At 68.6% G+C, this 17,973-nt stretch carries 13 protein-coding genes and 1 tRNA gene; 13 read left to right on the forward strand and 1 reads right to left on the reverse strand.

Translation table 11 applies throughout. The features are described from left to right. The first annotated feature begins 93 nt into the window (after positions 1-93). From ACLHG5_RS00965 to ACLHG5_RS00980, 4 genes are read left to right on the forward strand one after another with little or no spacing between them, the layout of a single operon-like run. The gene (locus ACLHG5_RS00965; protein ID WP_411316076.1) at positions 94-735 is read left to right on the forward strand and encodes an ABC transporter permease; all 642 of its coding nucleotides are present in this window, start codon (positions 94-96) and stop codon (positions 733-735) included. Next, on the forward strand, positions 728-2,047 hold the full coding sequence (locus ACLHG5_RS00970; protein ID WP_411317590.1) for an ABC transporter ATP-binding protein: 1,320 nt from the start codon (positions 728-730) through the stop codon (positions 2,045-2,047). The genes ACLHG5_RS00965 and ACLHG5_RS00970 overlap by 8 nt, the downstream gene beginning before the upstream one ends. Next, entirely contained in the window at positions 2,040-2,810 is a 771-nt protein-coding gene (locus ACLHG5_RS00975) for an ABC transporter permease (RefSeq protein WP_411317591.1), read from the forward strand. The genes ACLHG5_RS00970 and ACLHG5_RS00975 overlap by 8 nt, the downstream gene beginning before the upstream one ends. Positions 2,811-2,839: 29 nt before the next feature. Then, the gene (locus ACLHG5_RS00980) at positions 2,840-3,832 is read left to right on the forward strand and encodes a glycine betaine ABC transporter substrate-binding protein (RefSeq protein ID WP_411316073.1); all 993 of its coding nucleotides are present in this window, start codon (positions 2,840-2,842) and stop codon (positions 3,830-3,832) included. 3 nt (positions 3,833-3,835) lie between these two features. Here ACLHG5_RS00980 and ACLHG5_RS00985 read toward each other — a convergent pair whose 3' ends face one another. Beyond that, positions 3,836-4,477 (reverse strand): MBL fold metallo-hydrolase, encoded by a 642-nt coding sequence (locus ACLHG5_RS00985; protein WP_411317592.1) that lies wholly within the window; start codon positions 4,475-4,477, stop codon positions 3,836-3,838. A 106-nt stretch (positions 4,478-4,583) separates the two neighbouring features. Here ACLHG5_RS00985 and ACLHG5_RS00990 point away from each other — a divergent pair. The 9 genes from ACLHG5_RS00990 (at position 4,584) to ACLHG5_RS01030 (ending at position 17,954) form a co-directional block, all read left to right on the forward strand. Continuing rightward, positions 4,584-4,659: transfer RNA gene (locus ACLHG5_RS00990), tRNA-Glu, on the forward strand. Between the two features lie 153 nt (positions 4,660-4,812). Then, complete coding sequence (locus tag ACLHG5_RS00995) at positions 4,813-4,980, forward strand: hypothetical protein (RefSeq protein WP_411317593.1); 168 nt, start codon at positions 4,813-4,815, stop codon at positions 4,978-4,980. 129 nt (positions 4,981-5,109) lie between these two features. Next, positions 5,110-6,015 carry a PP2C family protein-serine/threonine phosphatase gene (locus ACLHG5_RS01000; RefSeq protein WP_411316068.1) on the forward strand — a complete coding sequence of 302 codons (906 nt, stop codon included), beginning with the start codon at positions 5,110-5,112 and terminating at the stop codon, positions 6,013-6,015. 4 nt (positions 6,016-6,019) lie between these two features. After that, the gene (locus tag ACLHG5_RS01005; RefSeq protein WP_411317594.1) at positions 6,020-7,249 is read left to right on the forward strand and encodes an FHA domain-containing protein; all 1,230 of its coding nucleotides are present in this window, start codon (positions 6,020-6,022) and stop codon (positions 7,247-7,249) included. Further along, a complete protein-coding gene (locus ACLHG5_RS01010; protein WP_411317595.1) occupies positions 7,249-9,084 on the forward strand; it encodes a protein kinase domain-containing protein in 1,836 nt (611 codons plus the stop codon). The genes ACLHG5_RS01005 and ACLHG5_RS01010 overlap by 1 nt, the downstream gene beginning before the upstream one ends. A gap of 68 nt (positions 9,085-9,152) precedes the next feature. Further along, entirely contained in the window at positions 9,153-9,896 is a 744-nt protein-coding gene (locus ACLHG5_RS01015; protein ID WP_411317596.1) for a hypothetical protein, read from the forward strand. Positions 9,897-10,026: 130 nt separating this feature from the next. Further along, positions 10,027-15,648: an Ig-like domain-containing protein gene (locus ACLHG5_RS01020; RefSeq protein WP_411317597.1), complete on the forward strand. Its 5,622-nt coding sequence runs from the start codon at positions 10,027-10,029 to the stop codon at positions 15,646-15,648. 51 nt (positions 15,649-15,699) lie between these two features. Next, positions 15,700-16,668 carry an AAA family ATPase gene (locus ACLHG5_RS01025; RefSeq protein WP_411316060.1) on the forward strand — a complete coding sequence of 323 codons (969 nt, stop codon included), beginning with the start codon at positions 15,700-15,702 and terminating at the stop codon, positions 16,666-16,668. Next, positions 16,665-17,954: a DUF58 domain-containing protein gene (locus tag ACLHG5_RS01030; RefSeq protein WP_411316059.1), complete on the forward strand. Its 1,290-nt coding sequence runs from the start codon at positions 16,665-16,667 to the stop codon at positions 17,952-17,954. Before ACLHG5_RS01025 ends, ACLHG5_RS01030 begins: the two co-directional genes overlap by 4 nt. Positions 17,955-17,973 lie beyond the last annotated feature (19 nt).

A 17,973-nucleotide genomic window follows, 5' to 3' on the forward strand; every position in this document is an offset into this window, starting at 1 on the left:
TCGGCCATCACGCTCTCGGTATGGTCAGTGGCTGGTCGCCCCGTCGGGCGGCTCGACTGACGCTGATACATAACCGATGTGACGAGGTGCGCTATGTGGGAATTCCTGAGTGAGCGCTTCGACCAGATAGCGTTCGCGTCGCTGCAGCACTTCAGCCTCGTGGTGCAGTGTGTGATCCTCGCCACGGTCATCGCCGTGGCGATCGCCGCCCTGGTGTACCGCAGCCCCCGGTTGAGTGCGCTCACCAACGGCATCTCGGCGATCGGGCTCACGATCCCCGCGTTCGCCCTCATCGGGTTGCTCGTCACCCCGCTCGGGTTCGGCGTCGCTCCCGCGGTCGCCGTGTGCACGTTCTTCGCCGTGTTGCCGATCCTGCGCAACGCGATCGTCGGGTTCACCGGCGTCGACCCCGCGATCGTCGAATCTGCGCGCGGCATCGGGATGGGGCGTGTCCGCGCGTTCTTCCAGATCGAGCTGCCCCTCGCGTGGCCCGTCATCCTCGGGGGCATCCGTGTCTCGGCGCAGCTCGTCATGGGCATCGCCGCCGTCGCCGCGTTCGTTCTCGGTCCGGGCCTCGGCGGGCTCATCTTCTCCGGCCTCTCCCGACTCGGCGGAGCCAACTCCCTCGAGTCCGTGCTCACCGCCGTCATCGGCGTCGTGCTGCTCGCTCTCGTGCTCGACCTCATCCTCGTCGGCATCGGCCGACTGACCACTTCGCGAGGTATCCGTGTCTGAAACACCCACCGTCACCGCCGACCGCTCCGACTCCGCAGGCGAACCCGCGGGCGTGAGCGGAAAGTCGATCCTGCTCGACAAGGTCACCAAGCGGTACCCCGGGCAATCGGGGGCCGCAGTCGACGGCCTGACGCTCGAGATCCCCGCGGGCAAGATCGTCATGCTCGTCGGGCCGTCCGGTTGCGGCAAGACCACGACGCTCAAAATGATCAACCGCCTCATCGAGCCGACCGACGGTCGCATCGTCCTCGGCGACGAAGACGTCACGAGCATCGACGGCGACGAGTTGCGCCGCCGGATCGGATACGTCATCCAGGCCGGCGGACTCTTTCCGCACATGACCGTCGCCGCGAACATCGCCATCGTGCCGAAGATGCTCGGGTGGAAGTCCGACCGTATCGCGGCTCGCGTCGACGAGCTGCTCAATCTCGTGTCCCTCGACCCCGCCGCCTACCGCGACCGGTACCCGAAAGAACTCTCGGGTGGTCAGCAACAGCGTGTCGGTGTCGCGCGCGCCCTCGCCGCCGACCCTCCCGTGTTGCTGATGGACGAGCCTTTCGGCGCGGTCGACCCGATCACGCGACAGCGACTGCAAGACGAGCTCATTCGGATTCAGGAGGAGCTGCAGAAGACGATCATCATCGTCACCCACGACTTCGACGAGGCGGTGAAGCTCGGCGACTGGATCGTCGTCTTCACCGACGGGGCGCAGATCGTGCAGTACGACACCCCCGAGCGCATCCTCGCCGAGCCGGCGAACGAGTTCGTCGAGAACTTCATCGGCTCCGGTGCCGGACTCAAGCAACTCACTCTCCAGCGCGTCGAAGGGGTCGAACTCGCCGACGCGATCACCGCGAAACCCGGCGACGACCCGCGGGCGGTGCTCGGGGCGATCGAACAGGCCGGACACAATCACGTCGTCGTTCTCGACGAGCGTGACCGCCCGATCCAGTGGCTGAGCCGTCGGCAGCTCAATCGACTCGACTCCATCGACTCGACCCCCGACCCGCGGCTTCCCGTCGTCGGGCGTCGCGCGACCCTGAACGACGCCCTCGACGAGATGCTCGTCTCGAGTGCGGGGGCCGCGCTCGTCACGGGCAAACGCGATGCGTTCATCGGTGTCATCAACGTCGAGACGGTCATGACCGCGATCACGGCAGCGAGAGAAGCGGCCTCGACGGCGGCATCAGCGCCTGTCGGCACCAACACCGGACCCATCGGCGGTGTCGCGAGCAACGGTACCGACGAGCACGCTCCCCGCACCCCCGCTGCGGGGCCAACCGCAGTGTCGGGTGGCGACACCCGTGAGTGAGGTCACGGCGGTCGAGACCAAGGCGGATGCCGCGCCGCCCACGGTCTCGTGGCGCAGCCTCATCGCCCAGCCGATCGGCATCCTCGTCGTGCTCGGCGGCTTCCTGGCCTGGCTTTCTTTCGCGCCGCTCACCGCGACGGAGCGCACGACACTCGACCCCGGCGCCCTCTGGAGTGCGACGGTCGAGCATCTCGCGCTGACGTTCACGGCGGCGCTCATCGTGCTCGCGATCGCCATTCCGCTCGGCATCCTGCTCACGAGGTCGGCGCTCCGCAAGTTCGTTCCTCCCGTGCTCGTCGTCGCCAACTTCGGTCAGGCCGCTCCCGCTCTGGGGCTCCTCGTGCTTCTCGCGATCTTCATCGCCTCCGGTTTCTGGGCGTCGATCACGGCTCTCGTGCTCTACGCCGCTCTCCCGGTTCTGCGCAACACGATGATCGGAATCAGCGGCGTCGATGCTCGGCTCGTCGAAGCCGGGCGCGGAATGGGCATGAGTTCCACGTCGGTGCTGTTCCGCATCGAGCTGCCCCTCGCCGTGCCCGTGATGCTCGCGGGCATCCGCACCGCGCTCGTCCTACTCGTCGGAACCGCGGCGCTCGCCGCGTTCGTCAACGGCGGTGGGCTCGGGCTTCTCATCACGACGGGCGTCAACCTGTACCTCACGAGTGTGCTCGTGTCTGGCGCCCTCCTCATCGCACTCCTCGCGCTCGCGATCGACTGGGTCGGCCGCGTCGTCGAGTTCGTCGCTCGCCCGAAGGGCCTGTGATGTCGCGTCGCAACCCCAGAAAGTCTCGAATGTCGTCTTTCCGTCGTCCCCTCCTCGCTACGATCGTCGCCGGCACCGCTCTGACCGCTCTCGCGGGCTGCGGACTGCAGCCCGCGACGGCATACGTTCCGCCCGTCGGCCCCGGTTCGATCGAAGAACTCGACCTGCCCGACGACGCGAGCATCACGATCACGTCGAAGAACTTCACCGAGCAACTGATCCTCGGCAAGATCGCGGTCATCGCGGCGTCGGCGGCGGGTTTCGAGGTCGAGGACCTCACGAACGTGCCCGGCAGCGTGCCGGTGCGGGAACTCATGCTCTCCGGCGACGCCGACATGACGTGGGAGTACACCGGAACCGCCTGGCTCACCTTCCTGGCAGAGGAGGAGGGGATCCCCGACCAGCAGGAGCAGTACGAAGCGGTGCGCGATGCGGACGCCGAGAACGGGCTCACCTGGTTGCCCACGGCTCCGCTCAACAACACGTACGCGATGGCTGTGCGAACCGAAGCGGTCGAAGAACTCGACGGCGTCGCGACGCTCTCGGATGTCGCGGCTCTGCCCGTGGAGGACCGCACCTTCTGTGTCGAGCCCGAGTTCAACTCTCGTGCCGACGGAATGAGCCCGATGCTCGAGGCCTACGATCTCGAGCGCGGTTCCGACGACGGCGTGCCCGAGTCGAACATCGGGATCTTCGACACGGGCGCTGTCTACACGGCGACCGATCGCGGCACCTGCAACTTCGGCGAGGTCTTCACGACCGACGGCCGCATCGATCAGCTCGACCTCACGGTTCTCGAAGACGACCGCGGTTTCTTCCCGGCGTACAACGTCGCCGCCGTTCTCGCGACCGAGACTCTCGAGGAGTACCCCGAGCTCGAGCAGGTCTTCGGTCAGATCTCCCCCGAGATCACAGACGAGACCCTCCGCGAACTCAACCTCAGAGTCGACTCGGCGGGCGAGGAGCCGGCGGATGTCGCACTCGACTTCATGCTCGACCGCGGGTTCGTCACCGAACCCTGAGCGCTAGAGGTCGAGTGAGCTTCCGGGCTCGAGGGCGAAGAACTCTCCGCCCCCCTTCTCTGTCGCGGCCTTGATGCGGTCGTTCGACATGCCCTTGCCCGCGACCGAGAGAACCATCTCGTGCACCGCGAAGCTGCGCCGCGGGGCGATCGCCTCGACGTAGTCGATGACCTCGCCGATCTTGAGCCAGGGTGCACCCGCCGGAACTGCGAGGGTCGGGATGTCGACACCCTCGGGGATGAAGAAGGAGTCTCCCGCGTAGTAGAGCTCGCCGTCGACGAGGACGCCGACGTTGTCGACGAGCGGGATGGAACGGTGGATCTCCGCGTGGGTTCCGCCGAAGAACCGCAGCGAGAACGGCCCGGCCTCGATCTCGTCACCCGCGGCGACCACGGTCACGTCGACGTCGTCACCTGCGGCGGCGGCGACTCCGGCGGGGCCGTAGATCGTCGCTCCGCTGTTGACGTCGAGGATGCGACGCAACTGCTCGGGAGTCCAGTGGTCGGGGTGCTCGTGGGTGATGACGATGGCCGTCACGCCGCGAGCATCCGACAGGGGAGTCGTGAACATGCCGGGGTCGACGATGAGCGATTGACCCGACTTCTCGAGAACGAGGCAGGAGTGTTCGTACTTGGTGACCTTCATGCGTCGAGCCTACGCTCGCGGAGTCGCGTGCGACGGCAGCGCGGTCACTCGCTCGGTTTGGTCGGCCGCTTGCGCGTGTGGCATACTCGTGGAGTTGTCCACTTTCGGCCCCATCGTATAGTGGCCTAGTACGCCGCCCTCTCACGGCGGTAACACGGGTTCGAATCCCGTTGGGGTCACCACAAACCCGGATATCGCACTGTACTGAACGAAGTACCGTGTCGATCTCCGGGTTTTTTGGCGTCCGGAGCCGCGAATCGCGCGAGGGCAAGCCCCCGGTCTCACCGAGGTCGTCGTGACACGATGGTGTCTCGACCAGCAGTGAGGACACGATCATGAGCGACACCACCAACTCGACCCCCGCGAGCCACGACGACGAGGGCACCCCGAAGCCCGGCGGCGTGGGCGACGACAAGACCATCCCCGACTCCGACGACGGACTCGCGGTGAGCGTCACCGAAGAAGACACCCACTTCAACGCCGAAGAAGACCCCGAGGCCTGACCCGAGGCATCCCTCGGCTGCCGCCGCTCACCGCCCCGACGCGTCGACCGCACGATTGTTGATAACTTTGCCTCAATCCATCCGGTCGACGTGATCGGGGCCGTTCGAGTTGATCGGGCCAGGGGCGGCGTGAGCGGGGGTGACGTGAGCGAGAACGAGACGGTCCGTTTCGCCGCGGGCGCCGCGACGGCCGCGTTCGAGTTCGGCGGTTCGAGCGATCGCGGCTCGGTGAGGCGCATCAACGAAGACAGCTTCCTCGCGCGCCCGCCCGTGTTCGTCGTCGCCGACGGCATGGGCGGCCACTCGCACGGCGACCGCGCGAGCCAGACCGCGATCGCCGTGTTCTCCCGCCGCTTCGGCGACGCCGCCCCCGCGCGGCCCGACGACGTGCTCGCGGCCATCCGCGAGGCCAACGACGACGTGCTCGCGCTCGCCGGATCGGGCGAGTCGCTCTCGGGAACGACCCTCGCGGGCGTCGCCTTCGTCGCGGTGAGCCCCGCGGGCGGCTACCACTGGATGGCCTTCAACGTCGGGGACTCCCGCGTCTACCGCTGGGACGGCCGCAGCCTCACCCAGTTGAGCGTCGACCACTCGGTCGTGCAAGAGCTCGTCGACGCGGGGGTGCTCTCGCGCGGCGAAGCCGAGCGGCACCCCGACCGCAACGTCGTGACGCGCGCCCTCGGAGCGGACTCCGACGTCGACCCCGACATCTGGCTCCTGCCCGCCGACGGGCGGCAGACGTTCCTCATCTGCTCCGACGGCCTCACGAAAGAGCTGAGCGACGACGAGATCGCGCGCATCATCGTCTTCCACGCGACGCTGAGCCTCGGAGACGAGCTCGCGATGTCGCTGAGCGAGCGGCTCGTGAGGGCCGCGGTCGCGGCGGGCGGATCCGACAACGTCACGGCCGTCGTCGTCGAAGCGGATGTCGCGAACATCCGTGCCGACCCGACCGCCGACGACGGCGCCGACGACGACACGATCGACCGACGGGGCGTCTCTCGACACCTCGAGGACACGAGCCCGAGGAGATGAGCGCGTGAGCGTGCACTATGCCGCAGCCGAAGCCGAAGCCGAAGGGTGGTTCGGGGTGATCCGTGACGGCCTCGCGGTCGTCTTCGACGTCGAGCCCGGGCCGGCCGTCGTCGACGCCGCCTGGTCGGCGATCACTGGGGAGAGCGCCCTGCCCGCACTCCTCGACCTCCTCACCCGGGACGGCCTCTCGGCGACCCCGCCCTTCGCGGTCGTCGACTGGACCGCGTCGACGCGCGAGATCCGGGCGATCGTGCGGGGAGGCGTCACCCTCGACGTCACCGATGACGAGGGCGCCCACGACACCCTCTCGGGTGCCGGAGCGGCGACCTGGATCGAGCGGCACTTCTCGTCTGTGCGGTCCGCGACCCTCACGGTGGATGCCGCGACCGTCGCGTCGTCGTCTCCGCTGCTGCCCGTCACCGCGGGCGCCGTCGTCGCGGCGTCGCTCTCGATCGAGCTCGCGGTGTCGGAGCAGGGCGCGCCCGCGGTGGCGCCGGTGCCCGAGCCGGCGCCAGCCGAGCCGCTGCCAGTCGAGCCGCTGCCAGAGGAATCGGTGCCCGACGAGTCGACCCTGGCCGCGACACCGTCGTCCGACGGGGACGGCGACGATGATGACGATGTCTCGGGCGACACGGTCGTGCGGCCGCGACGCAACGCCGCCGCTGCTCCCGCACCGACGAGCGCCGACCTCGCGAGCGCCGACCTCGCGAGCGCCGCTCTCGCGAGCGCGGATCTGCCGAACGCAGACCCACCCCCCGCCCCCGAGGCGGAGCCCGCCACGGTTCCGCTCGCGGGCGACCACGACGGCGAGACGATCATGACGAGCGACATCGCGGCCCTCCGGGGTCGCCGTCGCGAGGCGGCGGCCACGGGATCACCCGCGGTCCTCGCTCAGCCCCGGGTCTCGGTGCGCCTGCCCGACGGCTCGCGCGAGTCGCTCACGCAACCCGTTCTCGTGGGGCGTGCGCCGAGCGTCTCGAAGGTCTCGGGCGGGTCGCTTCCGCGTCTCGTGTCGCTCGGCACGGGCGATCAGGACATCTCGCGCAACCACGCCCAGGTCGCTCTCGAGGGCGACACCATCGTCGTGACCGACCTCCACTCGCGCAACGGCACCTTCGTGGTGCTTCCAGGCAAGTCGCCGCAGAAACTGCGTGCGGGGGAGCCCACCCCTGTCATCGTGGGCACGATCATCGACCTGGGCGGCGGCATCTCGCTCACGGTGGACGAGGACTGATGCGTCGCCCCGCATCCCAGCCTCCCGCGCTGCCCGGATACACCTTCGTGAGTGTGCTCGGCTCGGGCGGTTTCTCCGACGTCTACCTCTACGAGCAGCAGCTCCCCAAGCGTCGTGTCGCCGTCAAAGTGCTCCTCGCCGACGAGATCTCCGGGGCGGACCGCGCGGCGTTCGTGGGCGAGGCCAACCTCATGGCCCAGCTCTCGACGCATCCGTACATCGTGTCGATCTACCACGCCGACGTCGCGAGCGACGACCGGCCCTACTTCGTCATGGAGTACTGCTCCGGCCCGAGTCTCGCCGAGCGCTACAAACAGCAGACCTTCGCCGTCGCCGACGCGCTGCGCACGGGCGTGCGTCTCTCGAGCGCCATCGCGACGGCGCACTCGGCGGGCATCCTCCACCGTGACATCAAGCCGGCCAACGTGCTCACGAACGACTACGGGTGGCCGGCCCTCACCGACTTCGGCATCTCGTCGGCCGTCGAGGACGACTCTCTGCAGGCCCACACGGGCACGCTCAGCGAACTCATCGACGAGAGCGGCGCGACGGGAACGGGCTCGATCGGCATGTCGGTGCCCTGGTCGCCCCCCGAGATGTTCGAAGACGACCCCAAGCCGGATGTGCGCTCCGACGTGTTCTCGCTCGCCGCGACGATCTACACGATCATCGCCGGGCAGACCCCGTTCGAGGTGCGCGGTCGCTCGAACGGCACCCTCGATCTGATCGGACGCATCGAGCGCGGCGCCGTCACCCCGATCTCGCGCACCGACGTTCCCCGCTCGCTCGTCGCCGTGCTGCAGAAGGGTATGGCGACCGATCGAGCGCAGCGATTCGAGTCGGCGATCGATTTCGCGCGGGCCCTCCAGCGCGTCGAGCTCGAGCTCGGATACTCCCCGACGCCGATCGACGTTCCGAACCTCGACGTCGTCGCCGATGAGCGCGTCGACGGGGGAGACGACCCCGACGCCACTCGAGCCCGATCCGTCGCGACCATCGAGGCGCAACCGAAGGCTCCGCTGACCCCGGGGGATTCGCCGGCTCCCGTGATCCCCCCTCCGAGTGCGGATGCCGCAGAGACCGTGGCGCGCCGGTCGACGAGTATCGAGGCGCAACCGAGCACGCCCGCTCCCGACGAGACGGTCGTGCGGCCGCGCACCCGCGAGACGACGGGGCGCGCCTCGACCCAGTCCGCCTCGACCAATGCCGCGTCGACGCAGGGTGCCTTGACGTATGACACCTCAACCGACGCTGCGGCTACCGGCGCTGCCGCGACATCCGGTTCCGTCGCCGACGAGACCGTCGTTCGGCCCGCGCGCACCGAGCGGACCGCTGCCGACCCGCCCGCGGCCGCGGTCGGGGCTGCGGGGGAGGCGTCCGCAGCGGAGGCACCCGCGGGGTCAGGCGATGCTGTCGCCTCCCGACCGCGGAGTCTGACGGCGTGGATCGCGGGTGCCGCTGCCGCGGCGATCGCGATCGCGGTCGTCGTGAGCCTCGTCGTCTTCGGCCCGCCCGCGGGCCCCGACACCGCGACGAGTCCGAGCGCGCCCGCGGGCGGACCCGCCGTGCTCGACACCATCCCCGCTCCCGAGCTCGAGGGTGCAGAAGACGAGGGCGACAGTCTCGTCTTCACCGTCTCCAACCCCGACGCCGAGGAGGGCGACACCATCCGGTGGGCCCGCTTGCCGCAGGTCTCGACCGACCCGCCGCGCACGACCGACGACGGGGTCATTACGATCGACCCCTGGGCGGGCGAGCGCGTGTGCATCGAGGCGAGCATCATCCGCGACGGTCGATCGTCGGCCAACCCCCTCGAGGCGTGCTACCCCGAGTAGTCTCCGGGGGCGGCCGGGGCGACCACGCTCGGCCCGACCGGTACCTCGACGATCAGGAAGTGATTCTCGTGACAACCACACCCCTCGCGACGGTCAAGCCGTTGAAGGTCGAGTTCTGCGGAGAGTGGCACGACGTCGTTCATCCGGCCGACTTCCACGTCGGCCGGGAGTCCGACCTCGTGATCGACGACAACCCCTACTTGCACCGGCGGTTCCTGCGCATCTACGAGGACTTCGGCATGTGGTGGCTCGGAAACGTCGGCAACCTGCTCTCGGCGACGGTCACCGACGCCACGGGGCAAGTGCAAGCCTGGCTCGCTCCCGGGGCGAGGCTCCCGATCGTCTTCGAGAAAATGATCGTGCTCTTCAGCGCGGGGTCGACGACCTACGAGTTCACCATCCACTCGGCCGAGGACTACTACAACACCTCGACCGCGATGGCCGGCTCGGGCGGGTCGACGACGATCGAACCCGTGCCACTCACGAGCTCGCAGCGCTTGCTCATCGTCTCGCTCGCCGAACACGTGCTGCGCCAGTCGTCTCCCGGGCGCGGGGAGATCCCGACCTCCGCCGAGGCGGCGGCGCGGTTGCACTGGTCGATGACGACCTTCAACCGCAAGCTCGACAACGTGTGCGAGAAGCTCGACAAGATCGGCGTCGCGGGGCTCCGCGGAGCCAAGGGCAAACTCGCGACCAACCGTCGACTGCGCCTCGTGGAATACGCCGTCGCCACGCGGCTCGTCGGGCCCGACGACCTCTACTTGCTCGATCGCAACGACCTCGACAACCGGGATCCCGACGCGAACGGGTGAAACCGGCGGGCGCCGCCCCTCTCGGGGGCCACGCTCCGCGCCGCCATTCTGTTAGCTTGGTCACCGACCGGCCCGCGGGGGTGTGCATCGCGGCCGGCGAATTCATTCTGGGGCTTCTGGGGGTACGCGCTTGAGCGCGCTGACGACGTGGATCACGAAGCGGAAGAAGGCTGTCGCCTCGACGCTCGTCGTCGCTCTCGTCGCCGGGGTGCCGCTCACGATCGCCGCCCTGCACCCGGGATTCCCGGTGACCGACGTCGACCTCACGGCGCGCGACGTCTGGGTCACCAACGGTGAGCAGCTGCAGGGTGGGCGACTCAACCGTCAGATCGAAGAACTCAACGCCTCGGTCGTGGCATCGAGCTCGGAGTTCGACGTGCTGCAAAACGGAGACACCCTCTTCATGGTCGATCCCGTCGGGGGACGGGTCGAGTCGGTGAGCCCCTCGACGACCGAGGTCACCTCGTCCATCGACGTTCCCGTGGGTTCGGAGGTCGACTACGGCGGCGACGTGCTCGCGATCGTCTCGCCCGAGGGCGACCTGTGGATGACCGGCTCGGTCGGCGACCTCGTCTTCAACTACGCGCAGACCGACCCCCTCGTGCGCCTCGGAGACGGTGGCCACGCGGTCGTCACGAAGGCGGGAGCGGTCATCGCCGTCTCGCCCGAGGAGGGCGCGGCCTACCGCATCGAGTCGCTCGGGGCCGAGATCGTCGAGACGGAGTTTCCCGAGATCGGCGCGTTCGAGCTCACCGCCGTCGGAGACGAAGCGGTCGCGCTCGACACGACGACGAGCACGGTCGTCAAAGAAGACGGAACGGTGTTCGAGCTCGAGCACGACGGCTTGCGCATCCAGCAGGCCGGCCCCGCGAACGAGGCCGTCTACGTCGCGTCCGGCGACGCCCTGCTCGAGGTCGATCTCGGGTCGGGCGAGACCGTCGAGCACGCGGCATCCATCGAGACGCCCCTCACCTCGCCCGAGGATGCCTCGGCCCCCGTGTTCCTCGACGGGTGCGCGCACGGCGCGTGGGCGGGAGCGCAGCGCTACCTCCTCGCGTGCGAGGGTGCGGAGGGTCAAGCGCAGGAGATCACGGAGCCCACGGCGGGGAACACCCTCGAATTCCGTGTCAACCGCTCGGTCATCGCGCTCAACAACCTCACCAACGGCAACACGTGGCTCGTCGACGACAACATGCGTCTCGTCGACAACTGGGAAGACGTCACGCCCCCCGAGGAGGCCGACGGCGTCGAGGGTGACGAGAAGTCGGCGACCCAGTCGCTCTCCGACACCCTCGCCGAGCGCACCGAGAACAACCGGCCGCCCACGGCCACCGACGACGAGTTCGGCGTGCGCCCCGAGAAGACCACGATCCTCCCCGTTCTCGACAACGACACCGACCCCGACGGCGACATCCTCGTCATCTCGCGCTTCGACGACATCGCGTCGTCGACAGGCAAGCTCGACCCGATCGACGGAGGCCGGGCGCTCCAGTTCACGCCGTCGGAAGACTTCGTCGGCAATTTCGCCTTCAGCTACACCGTGGACGACGGGCGAGGGGGCACCGACAGTGCTCGCGTGACCGTCAACGTGCGACCGCCCGAGATCAACGAGCTACCCGAATCGCAGCGGCTCTCGGCGACGACGGCCGAGGCGAACCAGCAGATCACCTACAACGTGCTGAACGACTGGCTCGACCCCGACGGCGACGACCTCTACCTCGTCGGCGCGAGCCCGCGGTCGGGCGACCTCGTGCAGTTCACTCCCGACGGCTACGTGACCTTCTCGCACCGCACGTCGGAGATCGGCGTCAAAGAGGTCACCGTGCAGGTGAGCGACGGCATCGGGGATCCCGTCGAGGGAGTCCTCACCGTCGACGTCCAAGCGACGGGATCGCTCAGCCCCATCGGCACTCCCGACTTCGCCGAGACCTTCACGGGTGAGCCCGTCGTGGTCGAGCCCCTCGACAACGACCTCTCGCCCTCGGGCGCTCAGCTCTCGCTCTCGAGCATCGCCGAGCCCGGCCGGGGAGCCACCGCGTCGCTCAACGCCGATCAGGGCACGGTGACGTTCAGCGCTCCGACCGCGGGCATCTACTACGTGACCTACACGGTGAGCGCGGGCGGGATGTCGAGCGAGAGCATCATCCGCGTCGACGTGACAGACAAGATCGACGACGAACGACCGCCGATCGCCGTGAAAGACACCGCCTATCTGCGCGGGGATGCGCCGACGACCGTCTCCGTGCTGTCGAACGACACGAGTCCGTCGGGTCGCGTGCTCGCCGTGCAATCCCTCGACGTCGACGACGACCTCCTCGCGCGCGGGCTCGTCGTCGAGTTGCTCGAGAGCACCCTCATCCGCGTGACCTCGCCCCAAGCGCTCACCGAGCAGGTGTCGTTCAGTTACACGATCTCCGACGGCGCCAACACGGCGACGGCGGGGGTCACGGTCGTGCCCGTGCCTCCCCTCACGAAGCATCAGCCCCCGATAGCGAACGACGACACCGCGACGGTGCGCGAGGGCGACATCGTCACGGTCGACGTGCTCGAGAACGACTACCACCCCGACGACGTCACAATGTCGGTCGAGGAGGAACTCGTGAGCGAGCCCGCCGAGGGGCTCGCCTTCGTCAACGCGAACACCGTGCGTTTCCAGGCTCCGGACGAGCCCGGGCAGTACAGCGTCGACTACTCGGTCGTCGACCCCTACGGGGAGACCTCCGCCGCGAACGTGCTCTTCACCGTCACGCCCGTCGACGAAGACGCGAACCAGGAACCCGTTCCCGAGCCCCTCACCGCGCGGGTGCTCTCGGGCGGGTCGATCCGCGTGGAGATCCCGCTCGACGGCATCGACCCCGACGGCGACTCCGCGCAACTGCTCGGCTTCCCGGTCAACCCCACGCTCGGCACGATCGTCGACGACGGCATCGACTACTTCGTCTACGAGGCTGTCGGCGGGCTCGCGGGCACCGACGAGTTCAGCTACGAGGTCTACGACGCGTTCGGGGCCACGGGCATCGCGACGGTCAAGATCGCCGTCATCCCCGAGCCGACCGAGAGTCTTCCGCCGAACGCCGTTCCCGACAGCGTCGCGGTGCGTCCCGGCAGGGTCGCCCAGGTGGATGTCACCGCCAACGACTCCGACCCGCAGGGGGCGGCGATCAAGGTCGAAGACGAGCTCATCGACGTGCCCGACGACATCCCGGTCGAGGTCGAGCGCAGCCAGACGGTCATCATCGAGGCGCCGGACGAGGAGATGTCGTTCTCGTTCCGGTACGAACTGACCAACAACCTCGGCGGTTCGTCGGTGAGCTACGTGCAAGTGCAAGTGACTCCGGATGCCCCGATCCTCCCGCCGAGCGCCGACGACATCATCATCGACACCGCGGACATCGCGGGCGAGCAGTCGATCTCGGTCGACATCTACGACAACGTGTTCAACCCCGGGGGGCGCAACTCCGACCTCGCCGTGTCGCTCGAGGGGCCCAACGCGTCGTCGGCCGAAGTGCTCGACGGGGGCAGGGTCGAGGTGACGCCCGGGGAGACGCGTCAGGCGATCGCCTATCGCGTGACCGACGACGTCGAAGACCTCGACGCGATGGCGTTCATCATCGTGCCCGCGGCGACGGGCGAGGAGTTCGACGATCCGCCGATCATCGACCCGTCGCTCCCGGTGCAGTACATCGACCAGAACGAGACGAAGGAGTGGGATCTCTCGGAGATCGTCTTCGTGCCGTCGGGTCGCGACGTGATCATCACCGACCCCGCGAGCGTGAGCGCGGTGCAGAGCAACGGCGACTCGAACTACGTCGACGAGGACACCATCCGCTTCACCCCGCCGCTCGACTACCGGGGCCCCGCTGCGATCAACTTCACGGTCACCGACGGGTCGAACCCCAACGACCCCAATGGCAACGTCTCGTCGCTGCGGCTCAACATCATCGTCGGCGACCCCGAGTCGCGCGACGTCGAGCCGACCTTCACGTCGCCCTCGGTCGAGGTCGAGGCGGGCGAGTCGGCGACGATCGACCTGCGCGAGTCGACGGGGCACCCGAACCCGCAGATCCTGCAGGAGATCACCTACTCCGACATCACGGGCGCGAGCGAGGGTCTGCAGGTCGAGCAGGCCGGTTCGACGCTCACCCTCTCGGCGCCGATCGACGCCGTCAAGGGAACGGCGTCGACCCTCGGCGTGACCCTGCGCTGGGGCGACTTCGAGGTCCCCGGCACCGTCAACGTCACGGTCGTGTCGTCGTCGAGGCCCCTCGCCGTCGCCGTGAGCGACTCGGCGGAGGCCGCGCGCGGCGATGGCGCAACGGTCGTGCCTGTTCTCGCCAACGACTCCAACCCGTTCCAGTCGACGGGGCAGTCGCTGCGCGTGATCGACGCGAACGTCGACAACAGCGGTGAGCCGGCATCGGTGACGTTCACCGAAGACAGCGTGCGCATCGCCCCGAACCCCAACCTCAAGTCGGGGGAGATCGTCGTCATCTATCGCATCGCTGACGCGACGAACGATCCGGATCGCGAGGTCAACGGCACTGTGAGCCTCGTCGTGAGCGACGTTCCCGACGCCGTCGCCAAACCGGTGCGCCAGCCGAACAACGAGATCGGTGCCGACGGCACGGCGACGTGGGTGTTCCAGGCTCCCGCGACCAACGGAAAACCGATCACGTCCTACGACATCACCGTGACTCCGGCCATCAGCAACCCGCCCACGTGCACGGCGGGGGCACCCTGCACGCTCACCGGGCTCACGAACGGCACGGCGTATCGCATCAGCGCCGCCGCCGAGAACATGCGCGGTCGCGGCGGTTTCTCGCCCCAGAGCGACCCGATCACGCCCTTCGGCACCCCGGGAACACCCGAGCCGACCAAGACGACGCAATCGAAGTGGTCGCCCGCGAACATCACCTGGAGCTGGCCGGCGGTCGACGCCCGCGGTGGATCGACGACGTACTTCTGGGAGCTCAACTCGGGGCAGAAGGGTCAGGGCACGTCGACGTCGGCGACCGTGTCGGGCCTCGGTCCCGGCACATACACCCTCTCGGTCTACGCGCGGAACTCGGGCGGCAGGGACGGCCAGACGGGCACCTCCGCTCCCGCCGAGGTGCGGCAGCAGCCCACCCCCAACGCCGTGCGGAACCTCTCGGCGAGGGCGTCGAGCCCGACCGCGGACGCCGACCTGACGTTCTCGTGGAACCCGCCCAACAACGCGACCGCGGATGCCGCGGGCGACGGCCTGCGCTACCGCTGGTCGGTCAACACGGGTGGGGGCGGAACCGTGACCGGGACGACCGTGAACCTCAACGGCAGGGGCCAGGGCAACCACACCATCACCGTCGTACCGTTCAACGACAGCGGCGACGGCCCGGCGCAGACCGCCTCGGTGCGGGTCGACGCCCCGCCGCCACCGGCCCGCAACCCCAGTGTCGAACCGCGCCGCGGTGACGGCAGGGTCGGCCAGCAGCAGTGTGGCAGCTGGAGCTGCGCCTACCCGGCGATGTCGTGGAACGATGTCGAGCCCGGAAGCTACAACCTCTGCTACACCCTCTCGGGCAACGATGCGATCAGCGGCTGCCAGCGCGTGAACATCGCGAGTTCGGGCAGCCACCAGTTCACGGGTCAGGGATTCCGCGGCTGGCCGAACAACACCCTCGCGGTGCGGATCGAGGGCGTCGCCAACGCCTCGAAGTCGTGGGGCAACTCGTCGTGTCTCAACACCGGGAGCGGATGTCGCAATGGCCCGTGACCGTCGCCCCGCCCCCTCGTCCTCCCGTTCTGCCCACACCCAGGAGAAACCGTGCCCGTAACCCAAGAGCAAGCCGACTGGTTCGCCGACGCCTTCCGCAAGCTCATCGGCAATGTGAACAAGGCGATCGTGGGCAAGGACGAGGTCATCAAGCTCGTGCTCACGGCGCTCGTCTCCGACGGTCACGTGCTCCTCGAGGACTTCCCCGGCACGGGCAAGACCGTGCTCGCGAAGGCGCTCGCCAACACCCTCGACGGCACGACGTCGCGCATCCAGTTCACGCCCGACCTGTTGCCCTCCGACGTCACGGGCGTGCAAATCTTCGACCAGTCGAAGGGCAAGTTCACCTTCCACCCCGGCCCGATCTTCGCGTCGATCGTGCTCGCCGACGAGATCAACCGCGCGAGCCCCAAGACCCAGAGCGCGCTCCTCGAGGTCATGGAGGAGGGCATCGTCACGATCGACGGCGAGAGCAACCCGGTCGGCGCCCCCTTCATGGTCATCGCGACCCAGAACCCCGTCGAGCAGGCCGGAACCTACAAGCTGCCCGAAGCCCAGCTCGACCGGTTTCTCATCAAGACCTCGCTCGGCTACCCCGACACCAAGACGACGGTCGCCTTGCTCATGTCGTCGTCGTCGCGAGCGCGCGCCTCACTCGTGTCGCCGATCATCAAGCCCGATTCGATCGTCGCGATGACGGCTCTCGCGACGGAGGTCTTCGTCGACGAGTCGGTGATGACCTACCTGAGCGAGATCGTGGATGCCACGCGCGTCAACAAAGACATCCTGCTCGGGGTGAGCATGCGAGGTGCCCTCGCCCTCGCGAGGGCCGCGAAAACGTGGGCCATCGCCGCCGGGCGCACGTATGTCACACCCGACGACGTGCGCGACCTCGCCGTTCCCGTCTTCGCCCACCGCATGATCATCGACCCCGAGTCGGAGTTCGCGGGTGTCAAGGCCGAGGACCTCGTGAGCCGCATCCTCGTCGACATCGAACCGCCCGTCTACCGCGCCGCGTGACCGCTCCGCACGAGGTCGCTGTCGAGCGAGCACAGCGAGCCGGTCTCTCGATCGTCGCGCCGCTGCGCGCGCTCGCCGCGGCGACCGGGCCGCGGCTCGCGGCTCTCGCGCGCGTCGTGGGGCGCGCGGTCGGCCCCGTGCTCGGCGTCGTCACCCCCGCGGGCTGGACGGTGCTCGCGTTCGCCGTCGTCGCCGTGACACTCAGCCTCGTCTTCGCGTGGCAGGAGTTCACCTACCTCGGTTCGGTGCTGCTCGCCGCCTTCGTGCTCGCGACCGTGTTCCTCATCGGTCGCTCGTCGTACGGCGTCGAGATCGAACTCAACCCCCGACGCGTCGTGGTCGGAGACCGCGCCCTCGGGCGCATGGTCGTGACCAACACGGGTGCGCGACCGCTCTCTCCCGTGCGCATGGAACTTCCGGTCGGCAAGGGGCTCGCGGAGTTCCAGCTGCCCGCGATGGCGCCGGGTGAGGAACACGAGGAGCTCTTCGCCGTGCCCACGACCAAGCGGGCCGTGATCGTCGCGGGTCCCGCCGAGTCGGTGCGGGGAGACCAGCTCGGGCTCATGCGCCGCGCGGTGCGCTGGACCGAACCCGTGGAACTCTTCGTGCACCCCGCGACGGTGCGCCTCGCGGCCACGGCGTCGGGCCTCGTGCGCGACCTCGAGGGGCAGGTGTCGAAGAAGATCACCAACAGCGACATCGCGTTCCACGCGCTCCGGCCCTACGTGCCGGGAGACGATCGCAGATACGTGCACTGGCGCACGTCGGCGCGCATCGGACAGCTCATGGTGCGCCAGTTCGAGGAGACCCGTCGGTCGCAGCTCACCATCATCCACAACAGTCTCGAGAGCCTCTACGCGAGTGAGGAGGAGTTCGAGCTCGCGGTCTCGGTCACGGCGTCGATCGGCGCTCAAGTGCTGCGGGACGGCACCCAGATGAACATCGTGAGCGAGAGCGGGGTGTGGCGCACCCCCTCGGTCACGTCGATGCTCGACCACTCGAGCCGCATCGAACCCGCGGGGCGGATCTTCGAGAGCACGCGCAGTTTCGCTCGCGAGCAGACCAAGCGGCTGCCCGCACCGAGCATCGTCATGATCGTGGGCGGGTCGCTCATGTCGACGGCCGAGTTCCGCAGCATCGAGAGCCTCTTCGGGCAGGACACGACGCAGATCGGATTCCGCATCTCGGCGGGGGCCGCGCCGTCGATCTCGGCCGTCGGCTCGCTCACCCTCGTGACGGTCGGCAGGCTCAGCGACCTCGGCATGCTCGTGAGGGTCGCCTCGTGAGCGCGTCGGCGCCGCAGCA

It is taken from the genome of Marisediminicola sp. LYQ85 (genome assembly GCF_046600695.1).
In the GTDB taxonomy this organism is placed as follows: Bacteria; Actinomycetota; Actinomycetes; order Actinomycetales; family Microbacteriaceae; genus Marisediminicola.